This is a genomic window from Citrobacter sp. C348 (assembly GCF_047467975.1).
In the GTDB taxonomy this organism is placed as follows: Bacteria; Pseudomonadota; Gammaproteobacteria; order Enterobacterales; family Enterobacteriaceae; genus Citrobacter; species Citrobacter gillenii.
The window spans coordinates 558,918-580,482 of the sequence record NZ_JASJUJ010000001.1; the positions used below are offsets into that span (position 1 = coordinate 558,918).

20 protein-coding genes are annotated in these 21,565 nt (G+C 53.5%); 4 read left to right on the forward strand and 16 right to left on the reverse strand.

All coding sequences use genetic code 11. From position 1 onward, the window contains the following. Nucleotides 1-7 precede the first annotated feature (7 nt). The 6 genes from hisM to QNN86_RS02660 all read right to left on the reverse strand — a co-directional run bounded on the left by hisM (nucleotide 8) and on the right by QNN86_RS02660 (nucleotide 5,313). A complete protein-coding gene (gene hisM / locus QNN86_RS02635) occupies nucleotides 8-721 on the reverse strand; it encodes a histidine ABC transporter permease HisM (protein WP_096756354.1) in 714 nt (237 codons plus the stop codon). Next, entirely contained in the window at nucleotides 718-1,404 is a 687-nt protein-coding gene (locus QNN86_RS02640) for a histidine ABC transporter permease HisQ (RefSeq protein WP_181617442.1), read from the reverse strand. The genes hisM and QNN86_RS02640 overlap by 4 nt, the downstream gene beginning before the upstream one ends. A 186-nt stretch (nucleotides 1,405-1,590) precedes the next feature. Beyond that, entirely contained in the window at nucleotides 1,591-2,373 is a 783-nt protein-coding gene (hisJ, locus tag QNN86_RS02645) for a histidine ABC transporter substrate-binding protein HisJ (RefSeq protein WP_096756352.1), read from the reverse strand. Nucleotides 2,374-2,619: 246 nt separating this feature from the next. Beyond that, entirely contained in the window at nucleotides 2,620-3,402 is a 783-nt protein-coding gene (gene argT, locus QNN86_RS02650) for a lysine/arginine/ornithine ABC transporter substrate-binding protein ArgT (RefSeq protein WP_096756351.1), read from the reverse strand. A 287-nt stretch (nucleotides 3,403-3,689) separates the two neighbouring features. After that, a complete protein-coding gene (locus QNN86_RS02655; protein WP_174360331.1) occupies nucleotides 3,690-4,259 on the reverse strand; it encodes a UbiX family flavin prenyltransferase in 570 nt (189 codons plus the stop codon). Between the two features lie 40 nt (nucleotides 4,260-4,299). Beyond that, nucleotides 4,300-5,313, reverse strand: a complete 1,014-nt coding sequence (locus QNN86_RS02660; protein ID WP_117343401.1) for a LacI family DNA-binding transcriptional regulator — start codon at nucleotides 5,311-5,313, stop codon at nucleotides 4,300-4,302. A gap of 339 nt (nucleotides 5,314-5,652) precedes the next feature. On the opposite strand from QNN86_RS02660, the gene QNN86_RS02665 reads away from it, so the two are divergent. Together QNN86_RS02665 and QNN86_RS02670 are read left to right on the forward strand one after the other, a co-directional pair. Further along, nucleotides 5,653-7,056 carry an MFS transporter gene (locus QNN86_RS02665; RefSeq protein WP_414210583.1) on the forward strand — a complete coding sequence of 468 codons (1,404 nt, stop codon included), beginning with the start codon at nucleotides 5,653-5,655 and terminating at the stop codon, nucleotides 7,054-7,056. A 7-nt stretch (nucleotides 7,057-7,063) separates the two neighbouring features. Beyond that, nucleotides 7,064-9,031 carry a glycoside hydrolase family 127 protein gene (locus QNN86_RS02670; protein ID WP_414210584.1) on the forward strand — a complete coding sequence of 656 codons (1,968 nt, stop codon included), beginning with the start codon at nucleotides 7,064-7,066 and terminating at the stop codon, nucleotides 9,029-9,031. A 101-nt stretch (nucleotides 9,032-9,132) separates the two neighbouring features. Here the strand turns inward: QNN86_RS02670 and purF are convergent, their stop codons facing one another. The 9 genes from purF to pdxB all read right to left on the reverse strand — a co-directional run bounded on the left by purF (nucleotide 9,133) and on the right by pdxB (nucleotide 18,299). Then, nucleotides 9,133-10,650, reverse strand: a complete 1,518-nt coding sequence (gene purF / locus QNN86_RS02675; RefSeq protein ID WP_096756346.1) for an amidophosphoribosyltransferase — start codon at nucleotides 10,648-10,650, stop codon at nucleotides 9,133-9,135. Nucleotides 10,651-10,683: 33 nt separating this feature from the next. Next, entirely contained in the window at nucleotides 10,684-11,172 is a 489-nt protein-coding gene (cvpA, locus tag QNN86_RS02680) for a colicin V production protein (protein ID WP_096756345.1), read from the reverse strand. Between the two features lie 235 nt (nucleotides 11,173-11,407). Then, nucleotides 11,408-12,076 carry a cell division protein DedD gene (gene dedD / locus QNN86_RS02685; protein ID WP_181617446.1) on the reverse strand — a complete coding sequence of 223 codons (669 nt, stop codon included), beginning with the start codon at nucleotides 12,074-12,076 and terminating at the stop codon, nucleotides 11,408-11,410. Further along, on the reverse strand, nucleotides 12,066-13,334 hold the full coding sequence (gene folC, locus QNN86_RS02690; protein WP_414210585.1) for a bifunctional tetrahydrofolate synthase/dihydrofolate synthase: 1,269 nt from the start codon (nucleotides 13,332-13,334) through the stop codon (nucleotides 12,066-12,068). Before folC ends, dedD begins: the two co-directional genes overlap by 11 nt. 188 nt (nucleotides 13,335-13,522) lie before the next feature. Further along, on the reverse strand, nucleotides 13,523-14,437 hold the full coding sequence (gene accD, locus QNN86_RS02695; RefSeq protein ID WP_096756342.1) for an acetyl-CoA carboxylase, carboxyltransferase subunit beta: 915 nt from the start codon (nucleotides 14,435-14,437) through the stop codon (nucleotides 13,523-13,525). 149 nt (nucleotides 14,438-14,586) lie between these two features. Beyond that, nucleotides 14,587-15,246: a DedA family protein gene (locus tag QNN86_RS02700; protein WP_096756341.1), complete on the reverse strand. Its 660-nt coding sequence runs from the start codon at nucleotides 15,244-15,246 to the stop codon at nucleotides 14,587-14,589. 23 nt (nucleotides 15,247-15,269) lie between these two features. After that, nucleotides 15,270-16,082 (reverse strand): tRNA pseudouridine(38-40) synthase TruA, encoded by an 813-nt coding sequence (gene truA / locus QNN86_RS02705; protein ID WP_181617448.1) that lies wholly within the window; start codon nucleotides 16,080-16,082, stop codon nucleotides 15,270-15,272. Continuing rightward, nucleotides 16,082-17,095 carry an aspartate-semialdehyde dehydrogenase gene (locus QNN86_RS02710; protein WP_181617449.1) on the reverse strand — a complete coding sequence of 338 codons (1,014 nt, stop codon included), beginning with the start codon at nucleotides 17,093-17,095 and terminating at the stop codon, nucleotides 16,082-16,084. The genes truA and QNN86_RS02710 overlap by 1 nt, the downstream gene beginning before the upstream one ends. A gap of 67 nt (nucleotides 17,096-17,162) precedes the next feature. Next, nucleotides 17,163-18,299, reverse strand: a complete 1,137-nt coding sequence (pdxB, locus tag QNN86_RS02715; protein WP_182269477.1) for a 4-phosphoerythronate dehydrogenase PdxB — start codon at nucleotides 18,297-18,299, stop codon at nucleotides 17,163-17,165. Nucleotides 18,300-18,407: 108 nt separating this feature from the next. Here pdxB and flk point away from each other — a divergent pair, with 108 nt between their 5' ends. Continuing rightward, the gene (gene flk / locus QNN86_RS02720) at nucleotides 18,408-19,415 is read left to right on the forward strand and encodes a flagella biosynthesis regulator Flk (protein ID WP_414210655.1); all 1,008 of its coding nucleotides are present in this window, start codon (nucleotides 18,408-18,410) and stop codon (nucleotides 19,413-19,415) included. Here the strand turns inward: flk and QNN86_RS02725 are convergent. Next, the gene (locus QNN86_RS02725) at nucleotides 19,412-20,590 is read right to left on the reverse strand and encodes an MFS transporter (RefSeq protein WP_181617451.1); all 1,179 of its coding nucleotides are present in this window, start codon (nucleotides 20,588-20,590) and stop codon (nucleotides 19,412-19,414) included. The two genes, flk and QNN86_RS02725, sit on opposite strands and share 4 nt — an antisense overlap. Before the next feature lie 406 nt (nucleotides 20,591-20,996). On the opposite strand from QNN86_RS02725, the gene QNN86_RS02730 reads away from it, so the two are divergent. After that, the gene (locus QNN86_RS02730; protein ID WP_414210586.1) at nucleotides 20,997-21,509 is read left to right on the forward strand and encodes a YbjP/YqhG family protein; all 513 of its coding nucleotides are present in this window, start codon (nucleotides 20,997-20,999) and stop codon (nucleotides 21,507-21,509) included. The last annotated feature ends 56 nt before the right edge of the window (nucleotides 21,510-21,565 follow it).

Consider the following 21,565-nt stretch of genomic DNA (forward strand, 5'->3'; position numbering starts at 1 on the left):
CATATTCTCAGTGCGTCGAAGGTTTTACATGCTGCAACCAGCGTTTTTCCGCTTTACGGAACAGACTGATCAGGACATACGAAATCATCAAATACAGCACGGCGGCAATACCGAAGGCGGTAAACGGCTGGTAGGTCGCCGAGTTGATATCGCGGGCAATTTTCAACAAATCCGGTACTGTGGCCGTAAAGGCCAGCGCCGTTGAGTGCAGCATTAAAATAACCTCATTGCTGTACGCAGGCAGCGCAATACGCAATGCGGAGGGCAAAATAATGCAGCGATACATCTTGAATGAAGAAAAACCGTAAGCGCGCGCAGCTTCAATCTCACCATGAGGCACCGAACGAATCGCCCCGGCAAAGATCTCGGTAGTATAGGCGCAGGTATTCAGCGTTAATGCCAGCACGGTGCAATTCAGCCCGCTGCGGAAAAACGCGTTGAGAAGGTCCGTCCCTTTGACAATCTCCAGTGTGTACATCCCGGAATAAAACACCAGTAGCTGAACGTAAAGCGGCGTGCCACGGAAAATATAGGTAAATAGCCAGATGGGGAACTGGATAAACTTATTGCTGGATACGCGACCAATCGCCAAAAACAGCGCCAGAATGCCGCCCATCACTACGGACGAGATCAGCAACCACAGGGTGATCGCCACGCCGGTAAAGCGATAGCCGTCGGTCCACAGTAGGGATTTCCAGTACTCCTGAATAATCTCAATCACAGGTCAGCCCTCTTCACACCCACAGAGTAGCGGCGCTCAAGGTACAGCAGCACACCATTAGACACGGTGGTAAACACCAGATAGATAAGCCCGCACACGACGGCAAAATAGAATGGCTCCCAGGTGCTCTTCCCGGCAAGCTGCGTCGCTTTCACCACGTCTTCCAGTCCGAGCAGCGAAACCAGCGCCGTGGCTTTGAGAATAACCTGCCAGTTATTGCCAATCCCCGGCAGCGCGTAGCGCATCATCGCCGGGAACATAATCCGGCGAAAAATCTGCGAAGGGGTAAACCCAAACGCCGTCGCCGCTTCAATATGGCCTCTTGGAACCGCCATAAACGCGCCACGGAACGTTTCAGTAAAATAGGCCCCGTAGATAAAACCGAGCGTAATAATCCCCGCCACCATCGGATCAATATCAATCTGGCTGATACCAACCGCGTCAGTGACCGTGTTCAGTGCGATTTGTAATCCGTAGAAAATGAGCAACATCAAGACGAGATCGGGTACCCCACGGATCAACGTCGTGTACCCTTCGAAAATCAGCGCCATTGCCCGGCTTTGCGACAGCTTTGCCCCCGCGCCGACAAGGCCTATCAGAACCGCCAGTACCACCGAGCTAAGAGCAAGCTCAAGCGTCACGATTGCGCCCTGTAAAATAACACCTGAAAAGCCATACAACATGCTGCCTGTCCTGTCGTGTGTGGTGAAGTAAGAAGCCTCTTTTGATTTCAGACAAACTGTTAAATGCCGGATGGCGGCATTGCCTTATCCGGCCTACAAAATCGCTGTAGGCCTGATAAGCGCAGCGCCATCAGGCATAAATTCAACACGTCAAAAATCTACGGGCTTTATCAGCACCAGCGGTGATTAACCGCCATAAACATCAAAATCAAAGTACTTTTTCGCCAGCTTCTCGTAAGTTCCGTCAGCGCGCATTTCTGCAAACGCTTTATTCAGTGCTTCGCGCAGTTCGTTATCCTCTTTGCGCAGCCCCATACCGGTACCCACTCCGAACAATTTCTCGTCTTTCACAGACGGGCCGCCGAATTTGTAATCTTTGCCTACCGGCTGCTTCAGGAAACCTTCGCTGGCCGCAACTTCATCCTGGAACGCGGCGTCAATACGCCCGGCCGTCAGGTCAGAGTAGATATTGTCCTGCCCCTGATAGGAGACAATTTCAATACCTTTCGGCGCCCAGTGTTCATTGCCAAACGTTTCCTGAGTCGTGCCCTGCAGTACACCGACACGTTTGCCTTTCAGCGACTCAATGGTCGGCTGGATAGCCGAATCTTTCGCAACCACCAGACGAGAGTCTGCTGCATAAAGCTTGTCGGTAAAGGCGATTTCCTGCTGACGTTTTTCAGTGATCGAAAGTGACGACATGATGGCATCAATTTTCTTCGCTTTTAACGAAGGGATCAGCGCATCCAGCGGGTTTTCAACGAAGGTACATTGTGTATTAATACGCTTGCACAGTTCTTTTGCCAGATCGATGTCAAAACCGACTAATTCACCCTGCGAATTTTTCGATTCAAACGGGGCATAAGTGGGGTCGGTACCGATCCGCACTTTTTGCGGAATAGCGGCAAATGCTGCGGTAGCACTGGAGAACGCCAGAACCAGAGAAAGAGACAACACCAGTTTTTTCATAACTATCCTCAACAGACTGTCTTTTATAGGGGATCTTTACAGGACCAGGTGCAGTTATCGTGCCATTAATCAGGCCAACATGGCAAAGCATTCTGCCCTGTTGGCGGTATTTTTTTGCATGAAAAGCGCTTAAGTATGCATTCATGCTCATTATGTCAGCGATAAAAGCACCAAAATAGTGCACTGTAACTATCATGCACCGTAATCGTTCCCCGTTACGGTGCAATCGCTTCCCGTATTGGCGTATTAGTCGCCGTAGACATTAAAGGCAAAGTACTTTTTCGCCATTTTGTCGTAAGTCCCATCCTGACGCAGTTCGCCGAGCGCTTTATTAAAGGCCGCTTTCAGCTCTGCGTCATCTTTGCGTAAGCCAATCCCGGTTCCGTCACCAAAGTACTTTTTGTCTTTTACCGAAGGACCCGCAAAATCGTAGTCCTTGCCCGCAGGCTGTTTCAGGAATCCTTCGCTAGCCGCAACTTCATCCTGCAACGCGGCATCCAGACGTCCTGCCGTCAGGTCAGAATAGATAAGATCCTGGTTCGCATAGGCCACCACATCCACGCCTTTGCTGCGCCAGGTATCGTTAGCATAGGCTTCCTGGGTTGAGCCTTGCAGTACGCCAACATGTTTTCCCTTCAGCGAATCAAGGGTCGGTTGGATCGGGGAACCCTTCGCAGCAATCAGACGTGAGTCTGCGGCGTAAAGTTTGTCTGAGAATGCGATTTCTTGCTGGCGCTTTTCGGTAATAGACAGCGAGGAGATAATGGCATCGATTTTCTTCGCTTTCAGAGAGGGGATCAGCGCATCAAAGTCACTGGCAACCCAGGTACATTTGATCTGCATACGCTTACACATCTCATTGCCGAGATCGATATCAAACCCGACAAAATCCCCTTTGGCATCTTTAGAGGAAAAAGGGGCGTAGGTGGTATCTGTACCAATACGAACTGTCTGCGGAAGCGCTGCGTAGCTGGCCGCGGTGGCGGAAAGTCCTACCAGCAATGACAAAGCAAGTACCGTCTTCTTCATACATAACCCTCAAGTGGCGAAATTTTATTATGTTTTACGTTGTGTTGTGTGTTTGCAGACTTTTTCATGCAGGTCTTATGCCATTTTCGCGTCGATGAGGATATTCGACGTTAAATATGTTAATAAAACGTTGCAATATTGTCCTGATTTTGAAGATAGCAGGTATGACGGTTGAACCGCAGCGTTTCGTTACGTTTTAACGAATTAAATGTTGAGGATATGATCGCGGTTACAAAATTGCCCTGAAACAGGGCAAGGAATGCAGATATGCACGCTGGCTGAGCGGCTTATGCCCCCTGCCAGCGGGTAAACAGATCGTGCGGGAGAGCAATATTGAACTGGTCAAGTACACGGTTAACCGTTTGATTAATCACATCATCAAGCGTCTGGGGACGATGATAAAACGCCGGAACCGGCGGCATAATTACCGCGCCTATTTCCGCCGCCTGGGTCATCAATCGCAGATGCCCCAGATGTAGCGGTGTCTCACGTACGCACAGCACCAGCGGACGACGCTCTTTCAGCACCACGTCAGCGGCGCGGGTCAGCAGCCCATCGGTATAACTGTGGACGATACCAGAGAGCGTTTTAATGGAACAAGGCAGAATGACCATCCCCGCCGTCTGGAATGAGCCAGATGAAATACTGGCGGCGATATCACGCGCGTCGTGATTCACATTGGCTAATGCCTGCACCTCACGTACGGACAGGTCTGTTTCCAGCGCCAGGGTCTGACGCGCCGCCGCACTCATCACCAGATGGGTTTCCACATCAGCAACGTCACGCAAAACCTGTAACAGCCGCACGCCATAAATTGCACCGCTGGCGCCAGAAATACCAATGATGAGTCGTTTCACTGTGAGAGCCCTTTGTTCTTCATGGCGTGACTGTGCCGGATTACCGCGTAGGGTGCAACTGTGAATGTGCGGTCGCACTCAGCGAGCTTTCGCGGATCACAAGCCGCACCGGCAGCAGCAAATTTCGCTCATGTTGCTCGCTGAGCAGTAAACGAAACGCATCTCGCCCAAGCTCGCGCTTATCTACCGCCACGGTGGTTAACGCCGGATGCGCCCAGGCAGCGGCATCGATGTCATCAAAGCCAACAATCGCGATATCTTGCGGCACGTTGATCCCCTTACGCGCGCAGACGCGCATCGCCACCAGCGCGGCAATATCGTTATAGGCAAAGATAGCATCCGGCGGCTGCGGCAGAGCTAACAGTTTGTCCATGCCCTCGACCAGCGCCTGTTCAATATCTTTGACCGGCGGTGCTTCAACACGATATTCCGCGGGTAAAGACAGCCCGGCGTCAAATAACGCCTGCTGATATCCTTCTACGCGCTGGCGGATACTGTAATGGCGTTGCGAATGGCCGAGAAACGCAATGCGTTTGCGCCCTTGTTCAAGCAGATGCCGTGTCGCAATGAAGCCCCCATGAAAGTTATCCGGATTGACGCAGGGAAAATCCGCTGCCCACAGATCCACCAGCGTGACCGGCAGTGCCAGTTTACGCAGCTCGACCAGAGTTTCCGTTTCCAGATACCCTGCGGCAATCAGCGCGTCAGGCTGATGCAAATTAATGAGTTCAGCCAGCGAATCTTCCGGGCCAATCGGCAAGAAACTCATCGCAATATCGTTTTCCCGGCAGGCGTCAGCCACCCCAAGCATCACGCTGGAATAGAACGGCAATGCACTGGCTATATTGTGCTCGCGGTGCAGCAGAAACAGCAGCCGCTTAATGCGGCCACTGCGCAAACGACCGAAATCGTAACCTTCAGACTCGGCAATCGCCAGTATCCGCTGTCGGGTCTCTTCGCTCAGTCCTGGCTGCCCTTTCAGGGCCCGGGACACGGCGGCAATCGACACACCGCACGCCATTGCAATATCTTTGATTCGGGTCTTGTTTGCCATTCCGTTCGTTTTTACCTGTCACGCGTGGTTAAGCCGATGTCGGGTTCCTTAAGCGCTAAGAATACCACTAACGCGCCAATGATTAACTCTCCCTCATTTCCCTACAGAATAACTAACAGAACCACTAATGGCGCCTCCCAACGCCACTATCGTGACACCGATCACTATAAAATAATTATTTCTAGTAAAAACCAGGATCATTTTCACAGAGAAAGAAAACCGTCATATACCGAAACACCCGTACAGTCCTATGCTCAGAACCGTTACATCTTTAGTAAAAACTGTCAGAGATAAGCCGTAATGACTTTTTAAATCATCCCCCTTGTTCGAGGATTGGTTATGACCATTGCTGATAACCTGGATTCTGATGCACAAACCGTTGATGCGGGAGAAACGCTCTCAACCCGCGAAAAGATAGGCTATGGATTAGGCGATGCTGGTGGACACTGCATCTCAGATTTAATAAGCGGCTTTTTACTTTTTTTCTACACCGACGTGTTCGGGCTTAGCCCCGCCATCGTCGGGGCAATGTTTTTTGTTCTACGCATATTCGACGCCGTCTCTGACCCTGTGATGGGCGTGGTTGCCGACCGAACCCGCAGTCGCTGGGGGCGCTTTCGTCCGTGGCAATTATGGACAGCCGTTCCCTTGGGCATTATCGGTATCCTGACCTTTACCGTCCCGGATATCAGCCCCAACATGAAAATCGCCTGGGCATTCGGTACCTACTTCCTGCTTTCCCTGGGCTATACCGCCAACAATGTGCCCTACTGTGCGCTGATAAACGCCGTCACGAACCGCCACGATCAGGTGATGTCGTGTCAGTCCTGGCGTTTTGTATTAAGCGGTATTGCCGGCTTTCTGGTTGCGGTCGGTCTGCCGTGGATGGTGGAATTCTTTGGTCAGGGCAATCTGGCCAAAGGTTATCAATATGGCGTCACCGTACTGTGCTGCGTGGGCATGGTGATGTTTTTACTGTGCTTCTTGTGGGTGAAAGAACGCGTACCGCTGTCGCTGGTCGGCAAATTTACCCTGCGTGAGCATCTGGCCGGGCTGCGTAAAAACGATCAGTTACTGATGATGCTGGTGATGTCCTTCCTGCTGGTGAATATCCTGTGTATTCGCGGCGGCGGCTACATGTACTTTATTTCGTATGTTCTGCAGGGCAGCGCCAGGTTTATGTCGCTGTTTTTCGGTGTACTGACAGTGGCGGGCATTTTAGGCGCGATCATCGTTAATCCCCTCTCGCGGCGTTTCGATATGGTGCGCTTGTATATCTGCACCAACCTGATTCTGGTGGTATTTGGCATTGCGATGTGGTTCCTGCCAACCGGAGCTGATTACCGCATGCTGTGGCTGGGCTGCATTGCGCTAAACGGCGTGATCCTCGGCTTCACCCTCCCCCTGCACTTCTCAATCATGGCCTTCGCCGACGACTACGGCGAATGGAAAAACGGCGTGCGCTCATCCGGGATGAACTTCGCTTTTAATCTGTTTTTCATCAAGCTCTCGTGGGCATCTTCCGGCGGCATTATCAGTATTCTGCTGATCATGGTGGCCTACCAGCCAGGTCTTGAAAATCAGACCGCAGCGTCTCTTCAGGGCATCACCCTATTGCAAAGCATTGTGCCGGCCATTTTCCACCTCGCACTGGCGCTGTGCCTGCTCAAATGCCGCCTCAATGGCCCGATGATGCAGCGTATTTCAACCGATCTTCACCAACGACATTCACACATTTCCTGAGGTATACATGATGCAGTCTGCTGTGATTGAAGCCGATCTCAACCGAATCACCATCACCGATCCATTTCTGGGTGAATACCAACGCTTGATTCGCGACGTGGTGATCCCGTACCAATGGGAAGCACTGAACGACACGATTCCCGAGACAGAACCCAGCCACGCGCTGGCTAACTACCGCATCGCCGCCGGTCTGGAACACGGCGAGTTTTACGGCATGGTCTTCCAGGACAGCGATGTCACCAAATGGCTGGAAGCCGTAGCCTGGTCGCTGTGCCAGAAGCCAGATGCAGTGCTTGAAAAAACTGCCGACGAGGTGATTGAGCTGCTGGCTCAGGCGCAGTGTGACGACGGCTATCTCAACACCTGGTATACCGTAAAGGAACCAGGGTTGCGCTGGACCAACGTCGCCGAATGCCACGAGCTCTACTGCGCCGGACACCTGTTTGAAGCGGCAGTCGCCTTCTTCAACGCCACCGGAAAACGTCGACTGCTGAACATCGCTTGTCGCTTTGCCGATCACATCGACACGGTGTTTGGTCCCAAAGAAGGCCAACTGCGCGGCTATCCTGGGCACCCGGAAATCGAGCTGGCGTTGATGCGTCTGTATGAAGTCACTCAGGAACCGCGCTACCAGGCGCTGGCCTGCTATTTCGTCGAGGAACGTGGCAAACAACCCTACTATTACGATATTGAGTTCGAAAAACGCGGCGGTACCCGACACTGGGTTGGTTGGGGCGACGCCTGGCCGGGAATGATCAAAGACAAAACATACACCCATGCGCACAAACCGCTCGCTGAACAGCATGAAGCGGTCGGTCATGCAGTGCGGTCGGTGTATCTGATGACCGGACTGGCGCACATTGCCCGTATCACCCAGGATGAAGAGAAGCGCCAAACCTGCCTGCGCATCTGGAACAATATGGTGCAGCGGCGGATGTACATCACCGGCGGTATCGGCTCGCAGGGCATCGGCGAGGCCTTTACCAGCGACTACGATTTACCGAACGACACCGCTTACGGCGAAAGCTGCGCCTCCATCGGCCTGATGATGTTCGCACGCCGCATGCTGGAAATGGAAGGTGATGCGCACTACGCCGACGTCATGGAGCGTGCGTTTTACAATACGGTGTTGGGTGGAATGGCGCTGGACGGGAAGCACTTCTTCTACGTCAATCCGCTGGAGACGTACCCGAAAAGTATTCCACATAACCATATTTACGATCACATTAAGCCGGTGCGTCAGCGCTGGTTCGGCTGCGCCTGCTGCCCACCGAATATCGCCCGCACGCTGGTCGCCATTGGTCACTATATTTTCACCCCTCGACCAGACGCGCTGTTTATCAACTTCTACGCCGGGAGCGAAGCGCAGTTCAGCGTAAAAAACCAGACCCTGGCGCTGAACATTAGCGGTAACTATCCATGGGATGAGCGGGTCACTATTCACTTTAGCCAGCCAAAGACCGTTGAACATACCGTCGCGCTACGTCTACCGGCGTGGTGCGAAACACCGCACGTGCAGGTCAACGGAGAAACGGCACAAGGCAGAGTGATTAAGGGCTATCTGCATCTGCGCCGTCAGTGGCAGCAAGGTGACATCATTACCCTGAACCTGCCGATGACGGTCCGTCGCGTTTACGCCAACCCACTGGTGCGCCACGCTGCGGGCAAGGTCGCTATTCAGCGCGGGCCGCTGGTGTACTGTCTGGAACAGGCGGATAACGGCGCTGAGTTGCATAACCTGTCGCTGCCAAAAGCAAGCGAGCTGCGTGAAATTCAGGGCGTCGGAGTGCTGAAGGGCAAAGTGTTGCTGCAAGCTGAAGGGCTGCGCGTGTTGACCGCTGAGAGTGACAAGCCGCTGTACAGCTTTGATAACCGTCAGACAACGGTCGAAAAGCAGACCTTAACGTTTATTCCGTGGTTTAGCTGGGCCAATCGTGGCGAAGGTGAAATGCGGATTTGGGTCGACGAGGCGTAACATAAAAATGCCGGATGGCGGCTACGCCTTATCCGGCCTACAACGATGGTGGACTATAGGCCGGATAAGACGCAAAGCGTCGCCATCCGGCATGCCCTGACTTACCCTTCGTTGTGCATCTCGAGGTTTTCCGCTTCATTCTGACGCAATACCGCTTTAGCGTCATCATTGCGCAGGGAATCGAGGAAATCGAGGTACTGTTGGTCAACGTCTTTGGTGACGTACACGCCGTTGAACACGGAACATTCAAACTGCTGAATATCCGGATTCTCTGCGCGGACGGCTTCGATCAGATCGTTCAGATCCTGGAAGATAAGACCGTCAGCGCCGATGATTTGGCGGATCTCGTCAACTTCGCGGCCATGAGCGATCAGCTCCGTCGCCGTGGGCATATCAATACCATAGACGTTCGGGAAGCGTATTTCCGGTGCCGCAGAGGCCAGGTACACTTTCTTCGCCCCGGCTTCACGCGCCATCTCAATAATTTGTTCAGAGGTGGTCCCGCGCACGATGGAATCGTCTACCAACAGCACGTTCTTATCGCGGAATTCAGCACGGTTGGCATTCAGCTTACGACGCACGGATTTACGACGTAGTTGCTGACCCGGCATGATAAAGGTACGGCCGACGTAACGGTTTTTCACAAAGCCCTGACGGTACGGTTTACCGAGAATCCGGGCAATTTCCAGCGCGATATCGCACGAGGTTTCCGGAATAGGGATCACCACATCGATGTCCAGATCTTCCCACTCACGAGCAATTTTTTCGCCAAGCTTGGTGCCCATATTCACGCGGGCGCTGTAGACGGAAATCTTGTCGATGAACGAATCAGGACGCGCAAAGTAAACGTACTCAAACAGGCACGGGTTGCTGACCGGATTATCCGCACACTGACGGGTAAACAAGTTGCCTTTTTCAGTGATATAGACCGCTTCACCCGGCGCAACGTCGCGCAGAAATTCAAAGCCAAGGGTATCCAGCGCCACGCTTTCAGAAGCCACCATATACTCGGTGCGGCCATCACCAATATCGCGTTTACCCAGCACCAACGGACGGATACCGTTAGGGTCGCGGAAGGCAACCATACCGTGGCCGATAATCATCGCTACACAGGCATAGGCACCACGGATCTGGCGGTTCGTCGCGGCGATCGCGGCAAAAATATTGTCCGCTTCCAGCGGGTAGTGGCGGAAGTTATCCAGCTCACTGGCGAAAATATTCAGCAGGATTTCTGAATCGGAAGTGGTGTTGATGTGGCGGCGCTTTTCTTCAAACAGCTTTTTACGCAGCTCATGGGCGTTGGTCAGGTTGCCGTTGTGGGCAAGCGTGATACCGTATGGTGAGTTGACATAAAAAGGTTGAGCTTCGGAGGCGCTGGAGCTGCCAGCTGTTGGATAACGCACATGACCGATGCCCATATTGCCCTGCAAACGCTGCATATGGCGAGCTTCAAAAATGTCGCTCACCATGCCGTTCGCTTTTCGCAAGCGGAAGCAGTTGTTGGCATCAATGGTGATGATGCCAGCGGCATCCTGGCCACGATGCTGGAGCACCGTTAACGCGTCATAAATCGACTGGTTTACCGGCATAACACCGGCGATACCGACAATACCGCACATACGTCTTTTCCTCGTTCAGCAACGACCCAAAATTTATACTTTGGGCAAGAAACTTGACGAGCTTTGCAGATAGTCAAAGAACCATCTGATGATGAAACTGAACTGCGGGATCAGCTGAGACTTACTCCAGTCTTCACTTTTCGACACACCGGTAAACGTATCGAGAAAGAACAGTATGGCGGCGACGATCAACGCTCCGCGCAAAGCACCGAAGCAGATCCCCAACACCCTGTCGGTACCCGACAGACCTGTTTTCTCCACCAGTTGGCCTATCACAAAGTTAACGATAGCGCCGACGATAAGTGTCGCGATAAACAGTATCGCGATAGCAATCCCATTTCGAACCAGTTCATCTTCAAAGCCCGTAAACCAGACAGACAGGTAAGTGTAGTAATGGCTGGCGACAAAGAAAGCACACCCCCAAGTCACCAACGATAATGCTTCACGAACAAAGCCACGGATCAGGCTAACCAGACAGGAAAAACCAATCACCGCGATAATGGCGTAATCAATCCAGACCATATATGTCCCACGATTTTACGCCCTGTCGTCCTGTTCGGGGCGCATTCTAACAGAAAAAGAAAACGTTTGCGTAGGGATTTCCTTTCCACGCGTAAATAAAAATGGCGCTGAAAAAATCTTCAACGCCATCTAACTTTTTGCCTCTTTGGGCACTGCCGGATAGCGGTGTAAACACCTTATCCGGCCTACCTAAGCGTAGCGCCGTAGAGCGCAGCGCCATCAGGCAACGTCCCCCTTAATTAGGGGTATATCCCATAACGACCCCACTCAAACCGGAGATCTTCTGCAGTTCGCCAAGCGAATTTTTCAGCTTATCTCTGGAGGCATCAGGCCCAACGAGAATACGGGTTATTTTACCCTGTACCGGCGTGGACGGGGAAGTAAATACCCGGAAACCCGCACCGCGAAGTTTACCCACGATCTCATTGACCTTGTCCGCATTTTTCAGCGCACCCAGTTGCACAACATATGCTTTGCCGGTCGGTGCCGGCGTTTCTGCGACAACCGGTTTCGGTGCAGGCGCAGGAGCCGGTGTTGGCACTGGCGTCGCAACAACAGGTTGTGGCTTCGGTTTAGGTTTAGGTTGCTCGACCGGCGCAGGAATAGGATCAAACTCCGCGCCGTTAGCCACCGGCAGGCGCGACGGATCCAACGACGGCGCGGCAGCATCGCCCGCACGCACCTCTTCTGCTGCACCTTCCGGCGGCTGCGTCGGCAGCGCCTGCGTGGCAGCAGGCATCATATCCGGTTCATCGCGGTCACCAGGTTTTGGCACCAACGGAATCGCCGCGAACTCATCCTGATAATGTTTTTTCTGCCCGTCAAGCAGCCCAGGAAGCACAATCACCCCGAGCGCAACCAGCACAATTGTGCCGACTAATCGATTCTGAAACTTACTCGCCACCGCTTCTCCCCACGTCTATCACTTCCATGACATGTGCGACAGTGTGAAACGATCCACACACCAACACGGTATCTTCTGGTTTTGCATCTGCCAAGGCCGCACGCCATGCCTGCGCCACGCTATCATAGGCTTCACCTGTTCCCAGATGTTCCAGCAGTTGTTCTGCCGTCGCGCCTCGCGGCCCTTCCAGGGGTGCACAATACCACGCGTTTACCACGCTTTTCAGCCAGGCCAGCGTACCGGCAATGTCTTTATCATGTAGCATACCGATAACCGCAAGCACGTGCCCGTTTTTCACTAACTTTTTCAGACGCCCGGTCAGATATTCTGCTGCATGAGGGTTATGCGCGACATCAAAAATAACGCGCGGCGATTCGCTCACAATCTGGAAACGTCCTGGTAAAATGGCCTGCTCAATCCCTTCGCGAATTGCCTGTTCACTAATATCAAGCCCGCTTGCCCGTAGCGCAGCCAACGCAGTGGCGGCGTTAGGTTGCGGCACCTGGGGTAACGGCAGATGCGTCAACGTACCGTGACTGTCCGTAAAGGACCAGTCGCTTTCCGCCACCACATAGCGCCAGTCAACGCCACAGCGTTGCAAAATAGCCCCGGTCTCTTGTGCCACATCGGCAATGGTGTAAGGCATTTCCGGTTCACCGACAATGGCCGGTTTTTCAGCGCGGAAGATCCCGGCCTTCTCACGACCAATACTTTCGCGATCCGGCCCCAGCCAGTCAGTATGGTCAAGTGCAATACTGGTGACCACGGCGACATCAGCATCAACGATATTGGTAGCATCAAGACGCCCGCCCAGGCCGACTTCCAGAATCACCACATCAAGCTTAGCCTGCTTAAACAACCACAGCGCCGACAGCGTACCGTATTCAAAATAGCTCAGCGAAATATCACCGCGAGCGGCTTCAATCTCGGCAAACGAAGCGGTATGGGCAGATTCCGCAAGTTCGCGCCCCTGCACGCGTACACGTTCCGTGTAACGCACCAGATGAGGAGAACTGTATACCCCGACTTTATATCCCGCCGCGGTCAGTACGGATTCCAGCGTACGGCAGGTTGTACCCTTACCGTTGGTGCCTGCCACCGTGAAAACAAACGGCGCGGGTTTCAGCACACCCAGATTTCGTGCAACCTGGCTGACGCGCTCGAGGCCGAGATCGATGGTTTTACTGTGCAGGTTTTCCAGATAAGAAAGCCACGACGCCAGGGGCGACGCGGCTTGGGGAATACGTTTATTGTCCATGATGCCTGTCAATTCGTCACGTTAATAAAAGCAAAAGGGCAGCGCCAACCGGCCTGCCCTTTTCTACTCGTCGTCTTTCACGTTGCAGGCGCGTTGGCTGTGCTCGCTCCCCCGAATCACTTAGCGGTGTAAGCTCATCGGGAATCACTCACCGTCTTCCTGCGACGCGAAATCCATAGAGTCCGTTATCAGGCCTCTGATTCCTGATCGGGTACCGGAGGTACCACTACGCCTTCAGTCGGCTCATCCGGATTCGGCGCCGGAAGATTCATCAGCTTCGCCAGAACGCTCGCCAGTTTCAGGCGCATTTCCGGACGGCGGACGATCATATCGATAGCGCCTTTTTCAATCAGGAATTCACTGCGCTGGAATCCCGGCGGCAGTTTTTCACGTACGGTTTGCTCGATAACACGTGGACCGGCAAAGCCAATCAGTGCTTTCGGTTCAGCAATGTTGAGGTCGCCCAGCATCGCGAAACTTGCGGAAACACCGCCCATGGTTGGGTCAGTCAGTACAGAGATATACGGTAAACCGCGTTCCTGCATTTTTGCCAGCGCCGCGGAGGTTTTAGCCATCTGCATCAGCGACATCAGCGCTTCCTGCATACGCGCCCCGCCGGAAGCGGAGAAGCAGATCAGCGGACAGTTGTCTTCCAGCGCCTGCTCAACGGCACGAACAAAACGTGCGCCAACCACTGAACCCATGGAGCCGCCCATAAACGCGAACTCGAATGCGGCTGCAACGACCGGCATACCGTGAAGCGTGCCTTTCATTACTACCAGCGCATCTTTTTCACCGGTTTCTTTCTGCGCAGAAGCCAGTCTGTCTTTGTACTTCTTGGAGTCACGAAACTTCAGCAGGTCTTTCGGCTCAAGCTCGCTACCCAACTCCACAAGAGAACCTTCATCTAACAGGCTATGCAGGCGATTGCGCGCCGACATGCGCATATGATGGTCACACTTCGGACAGACCTCAAGATTACGTTCCAGCTCAGCACGGTATAATACCTGACCGCAGCTATCACACTTGGTCCACACCCCTTCAGGAATGCTTGCCTTGCGGGTGGGAGTAATATTGCTTTTAATTCGTTCAATCCAGCTCATTGGTGACCTTTCTGCCTGAACCTTAGTCAGCTTTGTTATAAGGGGCGCATAATGCCATTTTTGCCCCCAACAGACCATGAATGTTGCACATTAAAACATAACAGCCCGAAACTTTGGACAAAAAAGTGGTCGAACCGCTGAGTTACTTTTTATTTTTGCGCCCTTGATGCTGCGCGTTTGTGACGAATCACTTCGATAACACCAGGCAATACGGAGAGGACGATAATCGCCACAATCAATAATTTCAGGTTTTCCTGCACCACCGGCAGATCGCCAAACAGATAGCCTGCATAGGTGAACAGTAATACCCACAGCAGCGCGCCCGCTACGTTAAACAGTGCAAAATGACGGTAGGACATGTGTCCCATACCGGCAACAAACGGTGCAAATGTGCGTACGATAGGGACAAAACGCGCCAGAATAATGGTTTTACCGCCATGACGCTCATAGAACGCGTGTGTTTTATCCAGATAGCTACGACGGAAAATTTTCGAGTTCGGATTGCTGAACAGCCTTTCGCCGAACACCCGACCGATAGTGTAGTTCACCGCATCGCCTACGATTGCCGCCACAATCATTAACGCCACCATCAGATGGACATTTAAATCATTAGTGGGCAATGCAGAAAGCGCGCCTGCGACAAACAGCAGCGAATCTCCCGGCAGGAACGGCGTAACCACCAGTCCGGTTTCACAGAACAGGATCAGAAACAGAATGGCATATACCCAGACACCGTATTCCGCGACCAGCTCCGCCAGGTGCACATCAATGTGCAGGATAAAATCAATAAGAAAGTAAATCAGTTCCATAGTATGCCTTTATACGACTCAAATTAGTCCGCCAGAAATAGCGGGCCCATCGGCGGTTTTGGCAGGTCAAACCGGTCGGGGTAATCTACCGCCACCAGATACAAACCTTCCGCTTTCGCCGTTGCCGCTGCCAGCTTTCTGTCCTTCGCCGCTAACAGTTCTGCTATCCAGCTCTCCGGCTGGTTGTGGGCACCTACTTCCATCAGGCTGCCAACAATATTCCTGACCATATGATGTACAAAGGCATTCGCTTTAATATCTACCACCACATAAGGACCGTGACGCGTCACGTTAATGTGCATCACGTTACGCCACGGTGTGCGCGACTGGCACTGCACTGCCCGAAACGAGGTGAAATCATTCTCCCCAATCAGGCACTGGGCCGCGCGATGCATACGTTCAGCATCCAGCGGCTCATAGTAATGCGTCACGCCTTTACCCAGAACTGCTGGGCGCAACCGATGATTGTAGATGATATAACGGTAGCGGCGCGCCGTGGCGCTAAACCGCGCATGAAAATCATCCGGTACAGCTTTCACCCAACGCACAGCAATGTCACCAGGTAAATTCGCATTTACCCCCAGCGTCCATGCCGCATCTTTACGTTGCGCGGTGGTCTCAAAATGCACCACCTGGCCCGTACCATGAACGCCAGCATCGGTACGCCCGGCACAAAATACCGTGATGCGTTCATTGGCGACCTGCGAAAGCGCTTTTTCCAGCTTTTCCTGAACGCTGCGAACTTCGTTCTGGCGCTGCCAGCCATAATATTTGCTGCCATCATACTCAATACCCAGCGCAATTTTATGGACGGGCAGCTGTTGCAGGTCAGACATTAGTACATATACTCCTGCACCAGTTTTTCAGCGATTTTCACCGCCATCAACGCGCCGCCAAAGCGTACGTTGTCTGCTACAGACCAAAACTGTACCTGTTCCGGCATACCGTAATCATTGTGCACGCAGCCTACCGAAAGATGTGGGCTACCCGACGCATCGCTGACCTGGGTTGGGAAATCGGTCGCCTCTGACAGCACAATGTCCTCGCCGCGCTCAAATGCATCACGGGCTTCTTCTGCTGCCAGCGGACGTAACGCTTCAAAGCTCACCATTTGCGCATGACCGTAGAACACCGGCGACTGCACGATGCTGGCGGAGATCATCAGCCCCTCGTCCTGCATGATTTTACGCACTTCATCAACGATACGACGCTCTTCACGCACGCTGCCTTCGCGGTCTGGCAGCAACGGCAGCATATTGAACGCCAGTTGACGGCCAAAGAAATCGTCGTCGTCAATCGGAATACCGTTAAGCAGTTTCGCACTTTGCCCGGCCAGCGCATCCACCGCCTTTTTACCGTGGGCGGAAGCCGAAAGTATATTGGTCACCGTGATACGTGAAAGGCCACCGTCGTCAATCAGCGGCTTCAGGGCAGACAGCAGTTGGCTGGTCAGACTACCAGGGACTGCGATCACGTTGCGGTTGCGGTAATCCGCTAATACGAACGGGTTCACGTCCGGAACCACCAGCGGGACGTCCGGCTCAAGAGCAAACAAACCGCTGCTGTCAATCACCAGGCAGCCGGCATTGGTGGCTTCGTCTACCCACGCCGCGGTGGCTTCAACGCCCGCAACAAAAAAAGCTAATTGCGCCTGCGTCCAGTCAAAATCGGCGACGTCCTGGACAATGACAGATTTGCCGTTAAAACGCAGGTGCTCACCTGCGCTTTCATTACGAGCCAGCGCATAGATCTCACCGACCGGGAACTGACGTTCCGCCAGCGTGTCGAGCAGGGCCTCGCCTACGGCGCCCGTTGCGCCCAGAATGGCAATATTCCAGCCTTCAGACATGGTGATTTACTCCAGAAATACGTAAGCGTCCCTGTCGTATTATTCGACAGGGAGCATTAAGAAGACATTAATGTGCCGGGTGATGAACGGCGTTAAACCCCAGCTTACACAACAAGGTAGCAGCAGCGGCGTCGTCACACATGACGTACAAAGACGACCATTCACGGCGCTCAAGGTAATTTTTACGCAGTTTATCAAACTCACCCGGAATTCCAGCGATTTTACGCAGCGGCGCATCATCGCGGCGCACATCATACACTAAATGCACCAGCCTTTTCAGCGTTGGCTGATCCAACGGGCCGTGCAACGTGATGCGTCCAAATTCCGGGGCAGGTAACAGGGTGCTCAGTGCAACGTGCTGTTCGTGGCCAATAAACTTGCTATAGGCCTCAAAGACCTGCGTGGTTCCCCGTGCCTTCCCTTCAAGGGTGTATCCTGCAATATGCGCCGTACCGATATCCGCTTTCTCGAGCAACGCGACATTCAGGTCCGGCTCGCCCTCCCAGACATCCAACACCACGCTCAGATGTTGCCCGGCATTAAGGCGGGACAGCAACGCGGTATTGTCGATGACCGGTCCACGGCAGGCGTTAATCAGGATGGTGCCCGGCTTCAGTCGGCTAATCAGTGCTTCATCAGCCAAATGCAGGGTCTTGTACGGACCGTCTTTAAACAGCGGCGTATGGAAGGTCAGGATATCGGCGTGTTCAACCAGTTCGTCGAGCGAGCGGAAATCGCCCTCGTCACCCCGGTCGGCACGCGGTGGATCGCAAAGTAACGTGCGGATCCCTAATGCTTCCAGTCGCGCCTGCAAACGCGCGCCCACATTGCCGACACCAACAATGCCCACGGTGCGATCGGCTAACGCAAAACCATCGCGCTCCGCCAGCATTAGCAGTGCTGAAAAGACATACTCGACAACCGCAATCGCATTGCAACCGGGCGCGGCGGAGAAGCCAATCTCTGACTGTGCAAGCCAGGCTTCATCCACATGGTCAGTGCCCGCAGTTGCCGTCCCGACAAACTTAACCGGTTTTCCGCCAAGCAGTGCTTCATTGACCTTCGTCACCGAGCGCACCATTAAGGCGTCCGCATCATCCAGTTCTGCGACGGGAATCGGACGACCGGGAACCGCTTTTACCTCCCCCAAACGACTGAACAGTTCGCGGGCATAGGGCATATTTTCATCAACGAGGATTTTCACGTCTTTCGCACCTGTTTGAGAACGAGAGTTAACCGGGCAAGTGTGCCATAATCTCGCCGCCAGGCATACTGCGAGACCTGGCTAGCACAGTTTTAAGGAACAGAGATGATGCAGCCCATTTCAGGTACGCCCGCGCGCCCTCCCGGTGAAGGCCAAAACGCCCCTTCCGTTGCGGGCGAACAACCGTTATCCACGCAACAACGTACTGTGCTGGAACGACTGATTACCCGTCTAATTTCACTTACCCAACAGCAGAGCGCTGAGGTGTGGGCCGGAATGAAGCACGATCTGGGCGTCAAAAGTGATACGCCGTTACAGTCGCGTCACTTTCCTGCTGCAGAACAAAACCTGACCCAACGACTTGGGGTTGCTCAGCAAAAGCATGTCAACCGTCAGGTGCTGGCGCAGCTTACGGAACTGCTGAGTCAGGGGAATAATCGTCAGGCAGTGAGCGATTTTATCCGTCAACAGTACGGACAAACGGCACTCAGTCAACTCACGCCCGATCAGTTGAAAAATGTGCTGACGCTATTGCAGCAGGGGCAGCTTTCTATTCCGCAGCCGCAGCAACGCCCGGCAACCGCTCGCCCTCTGCTACCCGCCGAGCACAACACGCTGAATCAACTGGTTACAAAAGTAGCGGCCGCTACCGGAGAATCCGGCAAGCTGATCTGGCAGTCGATGCTGGAACTGTCTGGGGTTAAAAGCGGTGAACTAATCCCGGCAAAACAGTTTACGCACCTGGTCACCTGGCTACAGGCGCGCCAGACGCTGAGCCTGCAAAATGCTCCGACATTGCAAACGTTGCAGGCGGCGCTCAAGCAGCCGTTAGAGCCAAATGAACTTGTGGCCATCAAGGACTACGCGCAGCAAACGTATCAGATCCAACCGCAAACGATTCTGACCACCGTGCAGATACAGGATTTGCTCAACCAAATCTTCCTGCGCCGCGTTGAGCGTGACAGGGAGCAAGAATTAAGCGATCCGCGCCACCTCCAGCCGATTTACAGCCCGTTCGCACCGGTGATTGAAACCATTAAATCACTGTCGGCGCGACCGGGACTGCTATTTGCGGCGCTACTGGTTGTGTTAGCGATATTCTGGCTCGTCGTTTAGCCTTTGCGCAACGTCAGCAGCGTCACAACAATCCCCACCACCGCGGAAATCGCCCCGGCAAGGAATACCGAGGAATAGCCGTACGCGGTGGCCAGAACGCCCGCAACAGGACCGCTTACGCCGTAGGAGATATCCTGAAATGCGGCGTAACCACCGAGTGCAGTACCGCGTACCTGTGCAGGAACGCGCTTCACCACCTCCACGCCCAGCGCCGGGAAGATCAGCGAGCATCCGGCCCCGGTTAATGCTGCACCCAGCAGCGCAATCCAGGCCGTTGGCGCCTGCCAGAGCAGCAGCAGCCCCACGGTTTCAACCAACAAAGAAACCACCGCCACCTTTACGCCGCCAAACCGATCTGGCATCCAGCCAAACAGAATGCGCATCAGCACAAACGCACCGCCGAACGCGGTCAGAGTAAAACCTGCCATCGTCCAACCGTTGCTGACAAAATAGAGCGAAATAAACGTGCCTATCACCGCAAATCCCACGCCCTGCAGCGCCAGACCCAGCCCCGGTTTCCAGATAAGCCCAACCACGCTCCATAGCGAAGGACGCTCCCCCGCATGGGCGGGCACTTTACGCACGGTGCCGTTGAATGCCCATGCCAGCAGCGGCAATACCATGGTGGTTGCCGCCAGCGCCGCAAAGCCGAAATGGCTGTGAATCAACAGGCCCAGCGGTGCACCGGCCGCCAGGGCGCCGTAAATCGCCATCCCATTCCACGACATCACCTTGCCGGAACGCGTTGGCCCAACCAGCCCCAATCCCCAGGTCAGGGTGCCGGTCAGCAGCTGACTTTCGCCAAAGCCGAGGATCAGACGTCCGACAATCAACAACGCAAACTTGACTGGAACGGAAACGGGTAAAAGTGCCGCTAATAGCCACGCGACTCCCGCCAGTGCACAGGCCAACATCCCCTGCAGCGCCGAACGTTTGGCACCGTATTGATCGGCTAAGCGCCCGGCGTAGCCACGTGTTAAGACCGTTGCCAGAAACTGGATGCCCACGGCAATGCCGACCATGGTGTTGCCATAGCCTAGCTCCTGGTGCACAAACAGTGGGATGACGGGTAAAGGTAGCCCGACCGTCATATAGGTCAGGAAAACGGCAAAAGCGATACGAAACAGCGACACATTCGCCGACGGTGTTTTTTCTTGTTGGGTTACTGCTGTCATGCGTTACTCCAGAATGCAGAGTAAGGCGAGGAATGCCCACGCCCCCCTCTACCTGACGATCAGGATTAAGGTGCGTTGGATAACGTTAAACGCTTACGCATTATCATGAGGATAATGTTGAACCTGGAGTCTGCCTGTGGGCGACTTAGCTTGTCAACCGGGAAGTTAATTAACCAGGATACAGAATTAACCCTCAGTTCAATAATATTAAATAATATTCAAGCTCAACACATTATTAAATTTTATAGCATTAACAGCAATTTAAATAGATACAGAGCAGGATTATAATACTCGGCAGTTATGCTCAATAACATACAAAATATATTTACAACTACACAGTGTCGACTACCTTGCATACGTCAATTCAGGTGGCTAAGCCGTCATACACTATTTACAGGAAGCAGTAATGAAAACGTTCTCGTTTATTGCTCTGATCCTGCTGCTGTGCGGTTGCGCCACAACCCACCACGGCAGTACCGAGGATGTTAAACAGTTCTATCTCGCGTGGATGAAAGCCTGGACTGAAGGTAGCGACACCTCGACATTAATGCAGCGCTACGTGGCTAAAGACGTTATTAACCGTCTGGCGATGATTGATACGCTGTATGAACAGGAGATTCTGGATGCAGACTACTTTATGTATGTGCAGGATTACGCCCCGGAGTGGATCCCGCAGTTACGGGTTGGGCAAGCTCGGCCCTTTCTTGGCGGTGAAAAAGTTGACGTTCAGTTAGGTACTGAGTCGGCACCTGTTTGGTTGGAGGTATATACACGCCGGGAAGACGGTCGCTGGAAAATTTATCGCGTCCAGGATGCAGGCAGTCATTTCGAATACCCGATCTACAGCGCCGGAGATATTACGTGGGCCAAAACCTGGTCTGCTGAAATCGCACCGGAATACGAAAAAATGCAGAAATGAAAAAGGGAGCCTCACGGCTCCCCTTCGGTTCTGAGCGGCGACCGGATGACGGCGTA